This window comes from Ensifer sp. Root142 (assembly GCF_001426785.1).
GTDB classification, from domain to species: domain Bacteria; phylum Pseudomonadota; class Alphaproteobacteria; order Rhizobiales; family Rhizobiaceae; genus Ensifer; species Ensifer canadensis.
The window spans coordinates 292,422-308,695 of record NZ_LMFK01000001.1 but is presented as its reverse complement, the minus strand read 5'-3'; the positions used below and the strand labels follow the sequence as shown (position 1 = coordinate 308,695).

Here is a 16,274-nt window from a genome sequence, read left to right as displayed (position 1 = left end):
TGGTCACAATGATCCGGATTGCGTTTGGTGGCCACATGGTTTCATGTGGCTCTTGCTCAATCTATCTCTTGACCTCGATTACAAGTGGATAGCCCTCGTCGTCCCACTCCAAAAAACCGCCGGCAAAATAGTAGATGTGCGTGTAACCCCAGGCGATCGCCTTGGCCGAAGCATAAGCGGCATAGGTGCAACTCTTGCCCTGACAATAGAAGGCGACCTCACCTTCCTTTCCCCCCACCATGGCAAGGCTTTCCTTTGATAGGCCGGTGACGAGGGATAGGTTGATGGCCTTGGGGATATGGCCATTGTCATAGTTAAGCGAAGCACGCACATCGATGAAGGGCACGCCGCGTGCGAGCAGCGCCTTTGCTTCCGTGACATCGATTTTTATGGTTCTGTCGACACTGAGTTCGCCCTTGGTCAGCGCCATAAACTTCACGTAGTCGTCAAGGGCGAGGTCTGTGCCAGCCCCCTCGGGCAATCCGGCCTTGCGGAGTCCCTCCTGCAGGCGCGTGATGTAAGGCCTATGGTAGCTGAATGCGCTACCATACCAATCATAAGCACTTTCCTGGACGGTGAGCGGATCGCCCAAGAAGGACATGGCCAGCGTGTTATACTGGTCGATCAGCGTCTGAATGCCGTCAGTGCGCCCGAGATGTCCGTAGCTTGCTATCAGGGTGGCGTAATCTGCCCGGAGATCGGACTTTTTGCCGATCACGCGTTCAAAGGTGTCGACGGCTTCGACATATTTTCCCTGGGAAAAGAACGAGACTGCGAGCATGCGCAGCGTTGCACGCGAGGGATGGGGATCGAACCTCATCGCCAGGCGGGCCTGCTGTTCCGCCTCAGTTGCGCGTCCCTTCGCGTTGAGAATCCGCGCCAGGCCGACATGGTTGTCAGGATCATTCGGCGCAAGCTTCATCGCCCGGTCGATGGCAGTGAATGCTTCGTCATAGCGACCCTGCTGCGCAAGCACCTGCGCCGATATCGCATAGGCAAGCGGCGTCGGCTTCTCCATAGCCTTTGCTAGATTTCTGATGAGGTTCTTTGAAGCGGTCTCCCGACGGTAAAAATCCCAGGACAAGATGCTCGTCCGCCAGTTTGCTGCTGCCAGTGACGCATAGGCGCGGCTATAGTTTGGATCGAGTACGATCGCCTTCTGGAAGAAGTCGGAGGCCGTGGCCGTTTCGGCCTCGCTGTCCCGGCGAAGATGATCCCAACCCCGCAACAGCGAATCGTAGGCTTGCGGATTCGTCGTTTCCGGCACCGCTGCCACGCTTCGCTCGGCACTCGTCAGCTTCACTGAAAGAGTTGAAACGATCTGTCCGATCACCCTGTCCTGCAGCCCGAACACGCCGCTCATTTCCCCATCATAGCGCTCGGCCCAGAGGTGATGTCCGTCGATCGCGTCAATCAACTGGGCATTGACACGAACATGGTTTCCCTCTCGACGTACGCTGCCCTCCAGGATGTAATGGACGCCCAGTTCCTCGGCCACCTGCTGAACTTTGGTGGGCTTGCCCTTGTAGGTGAAGGTCGAGTTGCGCGCGATCACGAAGATGCCAGACAGTTTTGAGAGTTCGGTGATCAAGTCGTCGGTCATCCCGTCGGCAAAATAGCTCTGCCCCGCATCAGAGCTGAGATTGTCGAATGGCAGGACGGCGATGGAGGGCGTTTGGGGTAGCGGAAAAGCCATCCGCGCAACGGACGCCGCGTCAGCACTTTCGCGCGTTTGGGCCAGCCAAACTGCTGGAACGCTTATCAGGAGCAGGAAGGCCAAAGCAGCCGGGATTCTCCAACGGCGAAAGCTTTTGAGGTTGAAGCGTCGCAGCCGAGTATTTCCCTCGAACCTCACCCGGTAGACACGGACGGGCCGCTGGATATTCTTCACATGCTGCTCGCCGATAAATTCCAGCGGCAATTCGAACTTGCCCTGCAAGTGATCGAAAGCAGTGCCAGATACGAAAAGTCCCCCTGGCTCACACATCTGCTCAAGGCGAGCCGCGACGTTGACGCCATCGCCCAGCAAATCATCCTCGTCGACAACCACATCTCCGAGATTGATGCCCATGCGGAGGAGAAGTCGACGCTGGACTGGGACATCCACTTGGCACGCAGCGACCTTACTTTGTGACGCGACTGCGCAAGCCACGGCGTCGACGACGGAGCCAAATTCCACGATCGCACCATCGCCCATGAGTTTCACGATGCGTCCGTGATAATCTTCCATAAAGGGATCGAAGATTTCGGAACGCCATGCCTTGATTGCAGCCAGGGTCCGGGCCTCGTCGGCTTCGATGAGTCGCGAATAACCGACAATGTCGACGGCAAGAATTGCCACCAGCCGCCGTTCTGCGCGAACTGCTTCCATAGCCACCTCTCCCAAAGGTGTAGAGAAGGCCTCGCTCTTGCGTTGGTCAGGGGCGGGAACTCTAGCTTCCGAAGCTACGCTTGTTTCCTCGCTCGTGCCAGATTTATTGCCTGACTCGGGACCTTGCCGGAATGGCCGCTTCGGGCCGATACTGTTGAAAAACTCGGTATTGCCGGTACTTGGGACGCGTGATTCAATCCTCTGAGTGATTTGCAGGGGATCAGGTGAATGATGGGATGTCAGGCGGCTCCGGCGCAGCTCTTCTACGACTTCTGCCTCAAAGATCACGTCCCTGCTGACCATCTGCTGCGCGGGATAGACCGCCATCTCGACCTCGACAGCGTGCGAGCACCGTTGAAGCCGTTCTACAGCAACACAGGTCGTCCTTCGGTTGCCCCTGAGCTGATGATGCGGATGCTGATCATCGGCTATTCGATGGGTATCCGCTCGGAACGGCGACTTTGCGAGGAAGTCCACCTCAACCTTGCCTATCGTTGGTTCTGCCGCCTCGGACTGGACGGCAAGGTACCGGATCACTCCAGCTTCTCGAAGAACCGTCATGGCCGGTTCCGGCAAAGCGACATCCTGCGGCACCTATTCGAGACGGTGGTGGAACGCTGTCTTGCCCAGGGACTGGTGGGCGCGGAAGGGTTTGCCGTCGATGCCTGATCGCCGCAGACGCCAACAAGCAGCGTTCTGTGCCTGGTGCGGAGTGGGAAGTCAAAGACGATGCCAGCCGCTCGGTCCAGGAATACCTTGCAGTTCTTGATGATGCCGCTTTCGGTGCGGCATCGCCGGTGACGCCGAAGTTCATCTCGCCTTCCGATCCAGCAGCGCAATGGACGGGTGCCCACAAAGGCCATGCCTTCTTCGCCTACGCCACCAACTATCTGATCGATACCGATCATGGCGTCATTCTGGACGTGGAGGCGACACGTGCGATCCGCCAGGCAGAGGTCGGAGCATCCCGCACAATGCTCGACAGGACCGAGAACCGCTTCGGCTTGAAGCCAGACTATCTGGCAGCCGATAGCGCTTATGGTTCTGCCGACAATCTGGCCTGGCTGGTCAAGGAGAAGAAGATCGCGCCGCACATTCCTGTCTTCGACAAATCGAACCGGACGGACGGGACCTTCTCGCGTTCGGACTTCACCTGGGAGGCCGAGAATGATCGCTACGTCTGCCCTGCGGGAAAGGAATTGAAGCAGTTCCATCGAACCTATGCAACGCCCAGATCAGGGATCACGAGCGAAGGAACACGACTCTATCGCGCCAGCAAAAAGAACTGCGACCCGTGCGAATTAAAGCTTCGCTGCTGCCCGAACATGCCTATGCGCAAGGTGCCGCGTGATCTCAACGAGGATGCCCGCGATGTTGCCCGAGCTATTGCCACCACACCTGAATACGTGCAGTCCCGACATCGTCGCAAGAAGGTAGAAATGCTCTTTGCCCACCTCAAGCGCATTCTGCGGATGGCGCGTTTGAGGCTAAGAGGACCGTGCGGTGCGCGAGACGAATTCTTGCTGGCAGCAACCGCCCAAAACCTCAGGAGGCTCGCGAAACTCAGGCCGCAAAGGTCGCTATACCGCGCCATCGCCGCATGAGCGCGGCATACATCGATACCTTGCGCTAAGGCGCAGGGCAGATAACCGATGACCCCGCGCCCAAAAGACCAAAACGGGCGGATGGGCGGAAATCCATCGAGTTTTTCAACGAAATCGGCCGACTGCGGACGTAATGATTGCAAAGCGCCAGAAAGAAAGCCAGTCCGGCAAAGACGACGACAGGCAGATACTGCGGCCGCTTCGCGAATAGGTTGGTGCCATCAGCCGGCTGCGGGCGGGAACTCTCTCCCCACATAAGCCGTATCCCGCATGCCGGACACAGAGAGTGCTTGGCCGTTTCTGGTCACTTCGGCCAAGTCCGACGAGTGGTGCAGCGCTTCCTCAACAAGCCCATGGCAGCAAGTGGTCGGACTGCACCACAATCGTCACTCGATGGCTCACGCCACCTGAGCAGCCGTCGCTTGCCCTTGCGCGACAGAGACAGCCTCCGTTACCGCCAGTTCCGCCATCGCCAGCGCTGCCTCGCGGGTTTTGGCGGCGGCGATGAAGCGGCCGTTGTGGCAGAAGGTGGCGCCCGCAACGCCGCAGGCGGCCTCGAGGTCGGCGTTGGTGAGGCCGGCCCAGGCGGCCGGCAGGTCGGCGCGCAGCTCGAAGCCCTCGTCGGCGCGGCGGATGCCGGTCAGGCACCAGTCCTTGTCGCGCGGGTGGACGACAAACAGCAGGTGATCGGCGCCTGCCTTGACGATGGCGGGACGGAACGGCATGCCCATCGGCAGCTCCAGCACACGGGCCTCGCCGGTATCGACGATCGCCTGGTGCACGACGGCTTCCGCACGCAGTTTTGCGGCGCTACGGCCGATGCTGGCCTCGACGAAACTGCGGGCGATGGCGAGGGCTGAATGGAAGGCGCGATCATCGGCGCCGGGATCGGTCTCGTCGAAAACCGGTTTCAGGGTTTCGAGCAGCGCCGGCAGCGTCAGTCCGGCGAGCGGCCCGGCAACGGAGGGGCTGAGCGCGCCATTGTCCACCAGATCGATTGGCAGCACGAAGCTCTTGTCGAAGGAGGCGTGCACCGCCTCGACATGCGCTTCCGGGACACCGGAGGCGGCGAGATAATCGCGGCCATAATGCTTCCAGATCAGGCCGAACGAGCTGTAGGGCTGGCCATCATCGCGCAGCGGTGCGCCGCGCTGGTGATGGTCGAAGATCCTGGTTTCAGCGTCATAGGCGCCGCCGACGTCGTAGATGATGCGGTCGGTGCCGGGTGTGATCCACTCCGGCGCCCGGCTGCGCACGATCTTCGCCTCAGGGAACAGCCGGGTCAGGATGACGCTCGACATGAGCTCATCGGCATGGAAGCCACCGGAATGGGTGACGAGGAATTCTGGGCTCATGCCGGGATACGCCTTGTGGTTTTCTGAAGAAAGTTCGCCCGAGGGGCGTTTGCGATGGCACCAGATAGCCTTTGCCAGACGCCATCTCAACCCTCTGATCGCTTATTCCGGGGTTCGCGCCCTCATCCGGCACGGCCTTGCGTTTCAGACGGAGGTGCTTTCGGTTCCGGCCCGGAACACCAAGCGGCGGCCCGATCCGGAGGATTTCGCCGCACGCGGATAGGCCGCCGTCAACCCACAACAGATCTGCCGCCGGGGCGCAGCCCCGCGCCGTTGCCCCGCTATGCGGGACGATGGATGGGAACCACGCGGCGCGGACAGAAGACCTGTGCCTCTTATCGCTCGCCGGCCACTTTCCGTTTCACCCCCTGCCCGAGATCGAGCGACCAGGTCTGGCCCACCAGGTCCTTGCCGAAGGAATGGTGCGGCGCCTCCTCGGTGAGCGTGAAGCCGGCGCGCTCGTAGATGCGCCGGGCCGAGGTCAGCACGCTGTTGGTCCACAGCACCAGCGTGTGATAGCCGACAGTGCGGGCGCGCTCGATGCAGGCGGCAACCAGCGCCGCCCCGACGCCGCGTCCGCGCGCATCCGGCTCGACATAGAGCAGCCGCAGCTTGGCCACATCAGGCTTGTCGCCGGCCACGAGGAAGATCGAGCCGACGACGCGGCCGTCGATTTCGGCGATCCAGGCGGCCTCGCGGGCCGGGTCGAAGGATTTTACGAAATCCGCGAGGATGCCCGCAGCCAGCGCCTCATACTCCTGGTTCCAGCCATATTCCTGAACATACAGCACGGTCTGGCGATGGATGATCCAGCCGAGATCGCCCGGCTTCAGATCGCGCAGCATTAAGTCCCCGCCTGCCTTGTCCTCAAGGATCTCGCTGATGGTGCTGGTGGCCGCGATCAACCGCTTGCGCTCGGTCGATGGCAATGTATCCAGCAGCTTGCCGATCGCCTCGCGGGTGTTCTGCTCCAGGGCGGTGAACGCCTTGCGCCCGGCAGGGGTGAGCGAAATCGGCTGGCGGCGGCCACCCTCCGGATGGTCCGACTTCTCGACCAGCCCGCGATCGGAGAACCGCTTTAGCGTGCGGCTGAGCTGGGCACGGTCGACTTGAAGCGTCCGCATCAGCTCGGCCGCCGTCGTCTCTTGCCGATGGGCAAGCTCGTAGAGGATACGCGCTTCGGTGAGCGTGAACGGGCTCTGGTCGAGATGGGCGTTCAACAGGCCCAGACGGTTGGTGTAGAGACGGTTGAAGGCGCGCAGCGCCGCCACATCAGGGTGATCGTTGGTGAGTGCCATGGGAAATGATCCAGCATGAGTTGACTCAATCAACAACGGTTTGTTGATTGAGTCAACATAAAATGGCAATCGGTCGAGGCGTATTAGTTCCTGGCCCCGAGCGCCAGCCGGCAGGCAAGGCCAGCAAAGACGGTGGCGAGCAGATATTGCGGCAGCTTCTTGAAGCGGGTGGGCGACGTGAACCGGCTGCGGATCCGGCCGCCAAGCAGGATCACCGCGCAATTGACGAGAAAGCCGATGCCGTTCAGCACCGTCGCCAGCACCAGCGTCTGCACGATCATCGCGCCGTTTTCGGGCCGAATGAACTGCGGAAACAGCGCCAGCACGAACAGCGCCATCTTCGGGTTGAGCAGGTTGGTGAGCAACCCCTCGCCAAAAATCCGCCGGAGTGACAGCCGCTTCAGCGACGCGGACGGCGAAAAGTCGATCGCCTGCGAGCGCAGGGTCTTGAAGGCGAGATAGAGCAGATAGGCGCAGCCGACCCAGCGCACGATCTCATAGGCGATCGGCACGGTGGCGATCAGCTGCGACAGTCCGAGGGCGGCGGCAAGCGCATGGCAATAGGTGCCGAGCGCGATTCCGGCATAGGTGAGGAACCCCGCCCCCTGCCCCTGGCTGACGCTGCGTGAAGCGATCAGCAGCATATCGGGACCGGGCGTGGCGGTTAGCACCAGCGACGCGGCGGCAAAAAGTGCAAGTGTGGAAAAATCCGGCATGACATCTTCCTTTGAGGTGGCCGGAATTTCGGTTTAGCCGGATTCGTGGGAATGGCAAGGCCGGCGTGAAAGCCGCCTTACGGCCTGTGGGGATGCGGGGTCGGCAAAAGCGGGTGCATCATGCGGTTGCGAGCTCAAGTGCCAGCATTGTGGAATATCGGGCGCAAGGCTGATGATCGCCGTTCGCCCATCACTTGGACGCTTGCTTGCCGCGCGAAGAACCAATGCGGATTTCGGCATTCGACAACAAGACAGATCCAAGTTGTATTCGACATGATTTGACCGTAGGAGACGTTGTCATATTGTAATCAGGGGTTGAAACTTAATGACCATTTCATTCAAGCGATTGCTCGCAGCCACGCTGATCGGCTTTACCCTCATGCCGGGTCTGGCCCACGCGGAATCCTTGGCCCAGCTCGAAAAGCAGGGCTATAAGGTCAGCAAACTCACCAAGAACAAGGCCGGCCTGCATGGCTGGGTCGCATCGAACGGCGACAAGCGCTTCTTCTGCCGCATGAATGTCAGCATAGCCGTTGTCAGCAAGAAAGAGCTGGTCAGCATCACCTCGGCCGGTAACCTGGTCAAGCTGAACCGCGCCACCTTCGAAGCGACATTGGGTGGGCCTGATCCGTCCCTGCCCCTCTGGAGCGACCTTCAGGCCGGCCGCGTCAAGGCGCCTCACGTCAAGGGCTGCACGCCCCTTCGCTGACCGACACGGGGCAGGCCTGCTCCCTGCTCTGGGCGCGGGTCTGCTGCAGGATTGCCCGGCAGTACCCTCCGCAGACAGTGACGACGCAAAGCCAGCCACCGGCGATGTTCCTTTCACCGCAAAAGTCATGCCCGCACCAGTTTTTTTGAGCGGGCACACCCGTCGCCTCAGGCACTATATCATAAGGTTTCCAAACGATTTTTCATTGCGGCAGACGCTTGCCTGCCAAAGGGCCCAGCGGCTCTGTCCACTCAAAAATGCCGGGACCAGCTTGCCTTGGCGATCGCCCTGACTATATTAGCGAGGCCTGAACGCCTCTCATTATTCGAGTCGCACGATATTTTCGGGCCCCCTTCACCCGACGAAACTCCTTGTCGGTGGACGAACGAAGGAGACACTTCATGTCCTTTAAGAAAAATCTGAATAAGGCTTCCGACGCCACTGTTTCGCGTGTCAGCATCGGAGCCGCTGTAAAGCGTTCGCGTGAATCCCACGGCTACACCGTCGATGATATGTCGGTAACCACAGGCCTGACGGAAACGGAAATCTCCAAGGTCGAACTTGGTGCCGATACCGATCCCGTCAAGCTGCAGCGCATCGCTGCCGCCCTGCAAGTCTCGCCTACCACCTTCACCGCCACACACTAACGGCGGTGCCGGGCACATAGTGTCCGGGCCGGGCACATGCCCACCCCGAAATGCGACCTACGATAGACCATTCTCTTGCAGCAAGGCTCAACCGCCGCTGCTTCAAGCCGAGAGTCTGGACTGAAATCTGGCCCAGCGGCCATTGGCTCAAAAAGGGAAAGCCGGGGTTTTCGCCCCGGCTTCCTTCGTTTTTGGAAAGCTCTTCCGCAAAGACGTTCATTGCCGCAACGGACCCACCGTCATGCTCACCGCAATGTTTTGCCTCCCGTGACGTCGATCAGTGCTCTCCTCACCGTCCCGGTGAACGGACAAGGCGATTGGATCCCTGGGAGAAAAACGTGGAAACCGGATAAGGCAATGCGAGTGGCGGCATCTCGTCCGGCCCGAAATATCGAAGCGATCTTGTCTCGCTGTCTGTCCACTCCCCGCAGTCGTCAACGATCCGGCACCCGAACAGTGTGACGATGTATTCGACGTGATCGCCATTCGGATAGGTGTAGCGAAATTCCCGCCCACCGAAGACGCCGAGAATGGTTGCAGGCACAACCGTAAGGCCGGTCTCCTCCACCACCTCGCGAATGACGGCCTCCTGCGGCGTTTCGCCGGGCTCGATAGCGCCGGCAGGCAGGCTCCACCCCTCGCCCGAAGATTTCTCCTGCAGCAGCAGATTGCCCGCGTGGTCATGGATGACGGCGGCGACGGAGGGAAGCAGGAGCAAGCGGTTTCCGATCAAACCGCGCAGTTCCGCCAGATACGATCTCATCGGGCTCATCGGGGCGCTTTCCATGAGGTAGCGGGCCAATGTCGAACACCGGGACGAATTAGGCAAGTGCCTCCATGAGGCGTGGTCGCGCCCGACGTCGATCCTGGCATCCGTTTCCTCGACAGCACGCCGCGCAATGGTCGAGCCCGCCTGCGGCGGCGCGGCGACGATCGCTTGCTGCAGCAACGAAAAAAGCCGGAGCATGCGCCCCGGCCTTTCCTATGCATTTGATCGCTAAAACTTAGTTCTTCGCCTTGTCGACCAGCTTGTTCTTGCCGATCCACGGCATCATGCCGCGCAGCTTGGCGCCGACTTCTTCGATCTGGTGGTTGTCGTTGACCCGGCGGATGCCCTTGAAGCGGGCCGCACCCGACTTGTATTCCTGCATCCATTCCGAGGTGAACTTGCCGGTCTGGATGTCGGTGAGAACGCGCTTCATCTCGGCCTTGGTTTCTGCCGTGATGATCCGCGGGCCGGTGACGTATTCGCCCCACTCTGCCGTGTTCGAGATCGAGTAGTTCATGTTGGCGATGCCGCCTTCATAGATCAGGTCGACGATCAGCTTGACTTCGTGCAGGCACTCGAAATAGGCCATTTCCGGCGCGTAGCCGCCTTCGACCAGCGTTTCGAAGCCGGCGCGGATGAGCTCGACGAGACCGCCGCACAGAACTGCCTGTTCGCCGAAGAGGTCGGTTTCGCACTCTTCCTTGAAGTTGGTTTCGATGATGCCCGAACGGCCGCCGCCGACGCCGCAGGCGTAGGAGAGCGCGAGGTCAAGGGCGTTGCCCGAAGCGTCCTGGTGAACGGCAACGAGGCAGGGAACGCCGCCGCCCTTCTGGTATTCGCCGCGAACCGTGTGGCCCGGGCCCTTCGGTGCGATCATGACGACGTCGAGCGTCGCCTTCGGCTCGATCAGGCCGAAGTGAACGTTGAGGCCGTGTGCGAATGCGATGGCAGCACCGTCACGGATGTTGCCGGCGATGTCAGCCGTGTAGATTTCGGCCTGCAGTTCGTCCGGCGTTGCCATCATGATCAGGTCGGCCCACTTGGCAGCTTCGGCGACCGAAAGAACCTGGAGGCCATCGGCCTCGACCTTGGCAGCCGTTGGCGAACCCGGCTTCAGCGCGACGCGGATTTCCTTGGCGCCGGAATCCTTCAGGTTCAGCGCGTGGGCGCGGCCCTGGCTGCCGTAGCCGACGATGGCGACCTTCTTGGACTTGATGAGGTTGATGTCGGCATCACGATCGTAATAGACGCGCATTTGAATGGTCCTTCCCGTTGCTATCAGTTGTATTTCCGCTGCACGATGCCTGAACCGGGATCGATCCAGGCGCCATGCAGCAATTCCGTTTCTGCAGCGGCCTTTGCGCGTCTTCAACACGCGGCGCTGCAATTCAGTTCTGCAGCGGCCTTTGCGTGTCTTCGACACGCGCCGCTGCAATTTCAGTTCCGCAGCGACCTTTGCGTGTCTTCGACACGCGGCGCTGCAGGCGGAGATCTCCCCCGCCGTTAAACCTTCCGGCCGTAGAGCGTGAGAAAGGCGCTGACCGCCTGCTCCGCCTTGCGGCCGAAACTCTTTTTCATCTCGCCGGCCTCTTCGCCGAGCAGCATCTTCAGGTGCCAGTCGGAAACGACCAGCCCGTAAAGCGCGCCATAGGCTTCGTCGGCATCGTCAAACGCGAGCAGCCCCGCCTTGCGGCCGGCCTCCAGCAGAGCGGCAGCACGCCGCCCGATCTGCCGGCGTCCGCGCTCCTGCAGCATGTGGCCGAGCTTGGAGCCTTCGCGGCTCGCCTGGCCGATCGCCAGCCGGTTCAGCGCCAGCGACACGTCGCCGGCAAGAACCTCGAGCAGATCCTTGGCGAAGACAACCAGATGCCGGCTCAGGCTTTCGGCGTCGAGCGCGCTCGCGGCGACATCCAGCGTGCGCACCTTGCTCGCCTGGAAACCGATCATCGCCGATAACAGCCCGTCGCGATCGCCGAACCACTTGTAGAGGCTTTCCTTCGAACAGTTGGCAGCCCGCGCGACACCGGCGGTCGTCAGCGCCTTCTCGCCGCCGTCAACAAGCAGACGCAACGCCTCTTCGAGGACGACACCCTGACGCTCGGTCAGGCCGCTCCCGGCATTCGCCTCTTTTGTCGCAGCAACGCTTTGCACCTGGCTCCACCCATTTGAGTACCGTACGGTACGGTTCGCAGTGTTCTAATCAAGCGCGACGGAAGCGTCAAGGCGATTTTGTCGAGTGGGCGAAATTTCGACAGCGGCAGCGGATGTGGATCCTCATGGGCTGAGGATGCAAAACTGGAAGAGCTCGACGCCCCGCGGGATAGAAGGATGTCGTCGTGATCTTGTGCTTAACCAACGCTCCGAGTTTCAGGGACACCCGCTATTTCCGGCACGACAGCGACGCAATCTCTGCATGCCGCTGCGCGCTTGCCGGCGTTGGTGCGATGGCAACCATGCGCCAAAGAACGAACCCGCTCGCGCGGGAGGGGCGCGGGCTGAGGCGTGTGCCTCGTTGACGGTATCGGCGAGGCTTTGATCGGACCAGGGGTGACGAACGGCCGGAGTCCTCCGAGCATGAAGGGGTCAACCTTCAGCTTGAGAGGAGCATCCGATGACCGTCGTTCCTAATCCATCCGGTAGCGCGCTTCGTGAGCGCATGATCGAAGACATGTCCATGCGCGGCTTCACCGAGGCCACGCGCCGTGACTACATCCGTTGTGTGAAGGCGTTTGCCGCCTTCATCGGCCGCTCCCCCGACATGGCGACGGCTGAGGATCTGCGCCGGTTCCAGTTGCACCAGACCCGGGTGGGCATGCAGGCAGCGAGCATCAACAGCTCAGTCTCGGCGCTGCGCTTCTTCTTCACTGTGACGATCGACCGGCCCGATCTCTCGCGCCGCCTGACCGTGATCCATCAACCACGCAGGCTGCCGCTGGTTCTGAGCGTCGCGGAGGTAGTACGGCTGCTCGACGCCGCACCGGGGCCGAAGTACAAGGCTGCCCTCGGCACGGCCTATGGCGCCGGATTGCGGGTGTCGGAGATCGTGGCGCTCAAGGTGACCGATATCGACTCGACACGCATGCTGATCCGCGTCGAACAGGGCAAGGGGCGCAAGGATCGCCACGCCATGCTGTCGCCGCAACTGCTCGAGTTGCTGCGGGCTTGGTGGCGCGAAGGCAAGCGCCGCGGCGTAATGCTGCCGCAGGGCTGGCTGTTTCCGGGCCGCAACCCGATCACGCCACTCTCCACGCGGCAGATGAACCGCGTCGTCCATACCGCCGCGCAAGCCGCCAAGATCAAGAAGCGGGTGACGCCGCACACGCTGCGCCACAGCTTCGCCACGCATCTGCTGGAGCAGGACGTCGACATCCGCGTCATCCAGGTCCTGCTCGGCCATGCCAAACTTGATACGACCGCGCTCTATGCCCGCGTCGCCACCAAGACCATCCGCGCCGTGATGAGCCCGCTCGACCGGATCAGACTTCTGACAGAGAACGAGACCAGACCGGACGCGTGACGCGTGGCGGTGAGCCGCCCGTTACTAGAGGTCGCCGATATCTTCCACCGCCATGGCGCCGCCTGGCGCGCGACCCATGCCGGTCACTTGAGCCTCGGCCAGTTGAAGGTAATGTCGGCGATCGAGAGCTGCCGCACCGCAGCCCTCGGCGGTCACGTCGAGGCATGCGAGGACTGCGGCCATAGCCGCATCGCCTATAACAGCTGCCGCAATCGTCACTGCCCCAAGTGCCAGGGTGCGGCGGCAAGGGAATGGCTCACCGCGCGCCAGGCCGATCTGCTGCCCGTCGGCTATTTCCATGTTGTCTTCACGCTACCGGTCGAGGTCGCCGACATCGCCTATCACAACAAGAGGATAATCTATGATCTCCTCTTCCGTGCCGCCTCGCAGGCCATGCTCACCATCGCGGCCGATCCCAAGCACCTGGGCGCACGCATCGGCATCACCGCCGTGCTGCATACGTGGGGCTCGGCGATGACCCATCATCCGCATGTGCACATGATCGTGCCCGGCGGCGGCATCGCGCTCGATGGTGAGCGGTGGGTGTCATGCCGACCCGGCTTCTTCCTGCCCGTGCGCGTGCTCTCAAGGCTGTTCCGCCGCCTCTTCCTGGCGAAGCTCACTGAGGCCCATGCCGCCGGCCAGCTGAAGTTCTTCGGCGATCATGCTGGCTTAAGCGAGCGCAGCTCCTTTGTTAAATTCCTGGTGCCGCTCAGAAAAAAGAACTGGTTCGTCTACGCCAAGCCACCCTTCGCCGGACCCGAGGCCGTTCTGGCGTATCTGTCGCGCTACACCCATCGCGTCGCCATCTCCAACAGCCGGCTGATCGCGCTCGATGGCTCTGGTGTGACGTTCCGCTACAAGGACTACCGTCGCAGCGGTGACGAGCGTTATCGGGCCATGACGCTCGATCCAGATGAATTCATTCGCCGCTTCCTGCTTCACGTGCTGCCCATGGGCTTCCATCGCATCCGACACTATGGACTGCTTGCCAGCGCCGGCCGCGCGGCAAATGTCGCCCGCGCCCGCGTGCTTCTCGCCGCGCCCCAGCCTGAAATCGGCCGATCCGATGATGCCGATACTGCTGCCCCACCAGACTGGCGGCCGCCCTGTCCGTGCTGCGGCGGGCGCATGATCATCATCGAGACCTTCGAGCGCGACAACCACGCCCAAGCACCGCCATCCGCCGCCTCAACAACAAGGCCCCAAACGCCATGACCGCGACCCGCCCGTCACGCACCATTCCTGCCCAGGAACCTCATCGTCCCCGGAAGGATAACTTCGTCCGCCCGCGTCGAACGTCGCAACTAAACACACCAAATCGACCTCGCTGGAACCACCAGGCCGCAGCATGCGCGGCACCGGCGAAGTTCGCTCCGACCTCACCATGATCATTACCACCCCTCAGCCGCACTTCGGCCGAACACCACCCAACGAAAACGACAAATCCCCATAGACCGGCAACCGCGCTTTCCATCCCGCGGGTTCTTTCACTGGAGGCTTTCGGACGCCGGCCCGAGCCAGGCCAACGCGTGGAGCGCCAGCATCCGAAACCCATCACACCAGCAGACATTCAGGTCCTCGCTTATCTTCGACTGGCTCGGGCCGGAAGTGGACGCACTGCTTCCAGCGGTAATCGATGGCAGACATTCCCGCGCAGAAGCGAAGTCCTTGGCTGATCCCTGGAGACCATTGCCTTCGCCCAGTCGGAACGTCGCCAAGGGGCGAGACGTGACACTGGTGGTGGCGGCGCAAAACAGCGGCTGACAATCTGTCGGCCTCTGATCCCGGCCCTGACCGTCAGGAACTTCTTGACCATGCCGAAGGCGGTCACGAATGCCCCGCGATATGGTCGACAAGGCGAGGCGCTTCCTCGGCGATCGCCAGGATGATGCCTGACTTGCGTGTGGAGGCGAAGTCCAGCCCTGCGAAATAGAGGCCCGGCAGGGCGGCCACGCCATCCTCATGAACAGGCTGTCCCGCGCTGTCGAGCACACCGGGAAGCCTCATCCAGCTGAAATCGCCCTTGAACCCGGTGCACCACACCACGCTCGCTATGCCGGAGCGGGAGAGATCGAGCGAACCGATCGGCGGGTTCTGTCGACGCAGCGCGACCGTCTCCGCCGGGTCGGGCTCGGCAGGGGGCGCATCGATCCCGGCGCGGCTGATATAGTCGTCGACATGGCGTTTGACAGTGTCGGAGGCTTCATCCGCAAAGCGGACATTCGCTTCGAGATCGTCGGCAAACGAGAGGTTGCCGCCATCCTCGATGCCGGTGAGACGCCCAAGAAGCGCGACACCTTGGGCGCTCAGCGCCTGAAGGCTTATCGTATGCACCGAGCCGAGCACACCGCGCGGCGGGATGCGTCCCGCAAGTCGAATGACCTCCTCTCGCCGCACGTCGAGAAACCCGCTTTCGAGCAGCCAGACCATGATGTCGCGACCCCGGTAGCGCCGCGGGAGCCGCCCGACACGACTGGTCGCAAGGAAGACCTTTCGGCCCGCTTCCGCCAATTCCTCGGCGATCTGAGCACCCGATTGGCCGCTTCCGACCACCAGTACCGATCCATCTGGCAAATCAGCAGTGCTGCGGTAGCCGGAAGCGTCGATCTGATGGAGAGCCGGCGACAACGCGGGCGCCCAGACCGGGCGCACCGGGCAATTCAAGCAGCCGCTTGCGACGATAACGTTGTGCGCCCAAAGCGTGCCGTGTGAAGTGGTGAGCCGATAGGCGCCATTCTCGTGCGCGAGTTCGCTTACCGCGGTATCCGGTTCGATCGGCAGCGTGTTGCGCCGGGCGAAATCCTCAAGCAGAGCGACGAACTGCTCGCCCGTCATGGCACCATCCGGATCCGGACCGTCATAGCAGTCGCCCGGCATGACGGTCTGCACATTGGGAGTATTCATCCGAAAGCAGTCCCATCGCTGTGTGCGCCAGGTCTCTCCGATGCGGCCCCGCTCCAAGACACTGTGGCGCAGGCCCCGTCGTGCCAGCCAATAGCTGACACCCAGGCCGGCCCAGCCGGCCCCGATGACGACAGCATCGAGAACATCGCCGTCATCAGTCATCTGCTGCGGTGATCCCATAATCGCCCCCGGCAATCCCGCCATCCCCGCGCAGCATTAAGCCCTGTCGACGGCAACGAGTCCAGCACCGCCGATTTCCGCGCGGCTGGCCGTTCGCATTCCGGTTCGCGGCCCTCTCGCCAGACCGCAAGGCGATCCCGCCTGATGCGAAGCAGATCGCTTCGTCGCTGGTGCGGTGACTGTGAAAGAGCTCCCGTCGAT

Annotated in this window: 12 protein-coding genes and 1 pseudogene; 5 read left to right on the top strand and 8 right to left on the bottom strand. The window is 61.8% G+C overall.

Going from position 1 to position 16,274, the window contains the following annotated elements; translation table 11 throughout:
- Nucleotides 1-61: 61 nt before the first annotated feature.
- A complete protein-coding gene (locus tag ASD52_RS01395; protein ID WP_025427580.1) occupies nucleotides 62-2,371 on the bottom strand; it encodes a rhodanese-like domain-containing protein in 2,310 nt (769 codons plus the stop codon).
- Between the two features lie 228 nt (nucleotides 2,372-2,599).
- Between ASD52_RS01395 and ASD52_RS01390 the strand changes: the two are divergent.
- Nucleotides 2,600-3,975: pseudogene (locus ASD52_RS01390) on the top strand (IS1182 family transposase).
- Between the two features lie 398 nt (nucleotides 3,976-4,373).
- Here ASD52_RS01390 and ASD52_RS01385 read toward each other — a convergent pair.
- The 3 genes from ASD52_RS01385 to ASD52_RS01370 form a co-directional block, all read right to left on the bottom strand.
- Nucleotides 4,374-5,330: an MYG1 family protein gene (locus ASD52_RS01385; protein WP_025427581.1), complete on the bottom strand. Its 957-nt coding sequence runs from the start codon at nucleotides 5,328-5,330 to the stop codon at nucleotides 4,374-4,376.
- A gap of 335 nt (nucleotides 5,331-5,665) precedes the next feature.
- Complete coding sequence (locus tag ASD52_RS01375; protein ID WP_025427583.1) at nucleotides 5,666-6,628, bottom strand: helix-turn-helix domain-containing GNAT family N-acetyltransferase; 963 nt, start codon at nucleotides 6,626-6,628, stop codon at nucleotides 5,666-5,668.
- Nucleotides 6,629-6,711: 83 nt separating this feature from the next.
- Nucleotides 6,712-7,344, bottom strand: a complete 633-nt coding sequence (locus ASD52_RS01370; protein ID WP_057222715.1) for a LysE family translocator — start codon at nucleotides 7,342-7,344, stop codon at nucleotides 6,712-6,714.
- Nucleotides 7,345-7,669: 325 nt separating this feature from the next.
- On the opposite strand from ASD52_RS01370, the gene ASD52_RS01365 reads away from it, so the two are divergent.
- Entirely contained in the window at nucleotides 7,670-8,053 is a 384-nt protein-coding gene (locus ASD52_RS01365; RefSeq protein ID WP_025427585.1) for a hypothetical protein, read from the top strand.
- Nucleotides 8,054-8,454: 401 nt separating this feature from the next.
- Complete coding sequence (locus tag ASD52_RS01360; RefSeq protein ID WP_025427586.1) at nucleotides 8,455-8,700, top strand: helix-turn-helix domain-containing protein; 246 nt, start codon at nucleotides 8,455-8,457, stop codon at nucleotides 8,698-8,700.
- A 289-nt stretch (nucleotides 8,701-8,989) separates the two neighbouring features.
- Here ASD52_RS01360 and ASD52_RS01355 read toward each other — a convergent pair whose 3' ends face one another.
- From ASD52_RS01355 to ASD52_RS01345, 3 genes are all read right to left on the bottom strand, one after another.
- Nucleotides 8,990-9,667: an NUDIX domain-containing protein gene (locus ASD52_RS01355; RefSeq protein ID WP_225906316.1), complete on the bottom strand. Its 678-nt coding sequence runs from the start codon at nucleotides 9,665-9,667 to the stop codon at nucleotides 8,990-8,992.
- 37 nt (nucleotides 9,668-9,704) lie between these two features.
- Nucleotides 9,705-10,724, bottom strand: coding sequence for a ketol-acid reductoisomerase (gene ilvC, locus ASD52_RS01350; RefSeq protein ID WP_025427588.1), 1,020 nt, complete (start codon nucleotides 10,722-10,724; stop codon nucleotides 9,705-9,707).
- Between the two features lie 248 nt (nucleotides 10,725-10,972).
- Complete coding sequence (locus ASD52_RS01345) at nucleotides 10,973-11,620, bottom strand: TetR/AcrR family transcriptional regulator C-terminal domain-containing protein (protein WP_025427589.1); 648 nt, start codon at nucleotides 11,618-11,620, stop codon at nucleotides 10,973-10,975.
- Nucleotides 11,621-12,080: 460 nt separating this feature from the next.
- Here ASD52_RS01345 and ASD52_RS01340 point away from each other — a divergent pair, with 460 nt between their 5' ends.
- Both ASD52_RS01340 and ASD52_RS01335 read left to right on the top strand, forming a co-directional pair.
- Nucleotides 12,081-12,986, top strand: coding sequence for a tyrosine-type recombinase/integrase (locus ASD52_RS01340; protein ID WP_057222714.1), 906 nt, complete (start codon nucleotides 12,081-12,083; stop codon nucleotides 12,984-12,986).
- Nucleotides 12,987-12,995: 9 nt separating this feature from the next.
- Complete coding sequence (locus ASD52_RS01335; RefSeq protein ID WP_082571721.1) at nucleotides 12,996-14,204, top strand: IS91 family transposase; 1,209 nt, start codon at nucleotides 12,996-12,998, stop codon at nucleotides 14,202-14,204.
- A gap of 612 nt (nucleotides 14,205-14,816) precedes the next feature.
- On the opposite strand, the gene ASD52_RS01330 is transcribed toward ASD52_RS01335, so the two are convergent.
- Nucleotides 14,817-16,055, bottom strand: coding sequence for an NAD(P)/FAD-dependent oxidoreductase (locus ASD52_RS01330; protein ID WP_025427593.1), 1,239 nt, complete (start codon nucleotides 16,053-16,055; stop codon nucleotides 14,817-14,819).
- Nucleotides 16,056-16,274 lie beyond the last annotated feature (219 nt).